We start from the raw sequence: 2,170 nt of genomic DNA, 5'->3' as shown, positions 1-2,170 counted from the left end.
TTACAAAACAGCGCTGCGTAAGCTTTCTCGCTCAGGTCTTTTTCGCGTACGACGATCTCGCCTACGTCCGTTGCGGCAAAATCCGCTATACGCGCAAGCAGTGCCGTCTCGCCGCCGCAGAGCGCGCGATTTGTGATGATCGTAATGCGCGAAGCAAGCTCAAAATCTAGCATCCGCCCGCTCCTTTAGGCCTAATATCCGTGCGCGGCGCCGCGCTCAAATTTAAATTGCCTGCGATGCTAGGGATTAAAATTTTACTTGCTAGGGCGAGCGCCGAAATCCCCGCCGTCACGCCATATTTCAAAATTTCGCCCGCCGGAATAAGGTCTGAAATTTCCGCCGCAGCGTTAAGGCTCAAAGCGTTTGCCCGGCGCCTCGATTTTAGCGACCTTACGTTGCCGCTGCATAAAAACCCGAAGCTCGCGCCGTTTTTAAATTTAAAATTTATGCCGCCCGTGGTCTCCAAATTTGCGCTGCCCTTAAATTTTAAATCCGCGTATGTGCTCCTAGGTCTTAAATTTACACGCGCATTTTGTATCTCAAAATTTCCCGCGCGAACTAGCGCGGCGCCAAAAATTTTATCATCCGTCATGGCGCCATCAATTTTATTACGGCATGCGGCGCTGTGAAAATCGGCGTCGTATTTTACGCTACAAATTTTACTTCTGCACCGAGTAGCGCAAAATCCGCCCTCGAGCCTGACGCTATAAATCTCGCGTCCGGCACAGCAAATTTCATCCGCGCACGCGGCAAAATTTCGCGTCTCACACATAGATATACTCGCTCATCAACGGCTGCAACCCGCCGCCGCGGATCGCCTCGCAGACCTCGCTTACGCTGCGCGCATCGCTGATCTCGAACTGCTCGTCGCCCCTCTGCTCGCTGTGTCCGCCGATACCCACGCTCACGCCCGCCGAAATTTTGCTCGCCGCGATCCTAATCGCATTGTCGCGGAAGCCCGCCCTCTCGCGCGTAGAGATCGTGATCTGCGCACTTGGCAGCAGCAGCCGATACGCGCACATCACCTGCAGCAGCTCGCGCTCGCCGACGTCCTTCGGGTTTATTTTGTCGTTATTGATGATCGGGCGCAGACGCGGCACCGAAAAGGCAATCTCGGCGCGCGGGTACTTGCGCTGAAGCAGCCAGGCGTGCACGCCCGTAGCAAAGGCATCGCGGCGGAAGTCTCCGAGCCCCAAAAGCGCCGCAAAACCCACGCCGCGCATACCGCCTCTGATCGCGCGCTCTTGAGCTGCGAAGCGATACGCAAAAACGCGCTTGTTGCCCGCAAGATGCAGCTGCGCGTAGCGCGCGGGATCGTAGGTTTCTTGAAAAACGGTGACGAAATCGACGCCGCAAGCGTGCAGATAGGCGTAATCGGCAGAGTTTAGCGGATAAATTTCGACGCCGATTACCTTAAAATACTGCCGCGCGAGCTCGCAGGCGCGCCCGATGTAGCGCACGGGGCTATTTTTCTCGCTCTCGCCCGTGAGGATCAAAATTTCTTCTAGCCCGCTTGCCGCGATCGCCTCAAACTCCGCCTTTAGCTGCGCTTCATCGAGCCTTGCGCGTGCGATTTTGTTTTTGCAGTTAAAGCCGCAGTAAACGCAGAGATTGTCGCAGTAGTTTGAGATGTAAATCGGCGTGAAAACGGCGATGTTGCTGCCGAAATGCGCCGCTTTTTCGCGCGCTGTGGCTTGCGCGATCTGCTCCAAATGCTCGCCCGCGCGCACGCTAAGTAGCGCGGCAAAATCGCGTAGACTTCTATTTTTCGCGCCGATCGCCCTTTGCACATCCGCCTCGCTCGCCTCCTCGCAAAAGCCCTCTCGCAGAGCAAGCGTGTGCTCCATCATCTCGCTTCCGATATCCTCCATGCCCGCTAGATAGCCGGTTCCCATCATCTTTTAAATTTTCCTTTTAAATTTTCATTTAAATTCCACACGGCACGTTTTTGCGTGTAAATTTACGCGCCGCAAATTTTCTTTTCGTTTGGTTTAGAAGCGCATTTTAGCAGGATTTCGGTAAAAAATTTTAAAACGGAGCGCCCCGTTCGCATTTTAAATTTTAGTGATTATTAAAAGACGAAAGAATATACTTTCGTAAAATTTAAAGGAAAAGTAATGAAAAAAATCATCTTAGCTTTAGCCCTGTTGGGCTCTTTGGCTTTTGGCAT

At 53.1% G+C, this 2,170-nt stretch carries 2 protein-coding genes; both read right to left on the bottom strand.

From position 1 onward, the window contains the following. Positions 1-166: 166 nt before the first annotated feature. Positions 167-772, bottom strand: a complete 606-nt coding sequence (locus tag Q0256_RS06685) for a hypothetical protein (protein ID WP_297961458.1) — start codon at positions 770-772, stop codon at positions 167-169. Continuing rightward, positions 765-1,898 carry a 2-iminoacetate synthase ThiH gene (thiH, locus tag Q0256_RS06680; protein WP_297961455.1) on the bottom strand — a complete coding sequence of 378 codons (1,134 nt, stop codon included), beginning with the start codon at positions 1,896-1,898 and terminating at the stop codon, positions 765-767. The genes Q0256_RS06685 and thiH overlap by 8 nt, the downstream gene beginning before the upstream one ends. Positions 1,899-2,170 lie beyond the last annotated feature (272 nt).

This window comes from uncultured Campylobacter sp. (assembly GCF_937949835.1).
In the GTDB taxonomy this organism is placed as follows: Bacteria; Campylobacterota; Campylobacteria; order Campylobacterales; family Campylobacteraceae; genus Campylobacter_B.
Note: the sequence above shows the minus strand (reverse complement) of the source record. Positions and strands in the feature narration are given on the sequence as shown.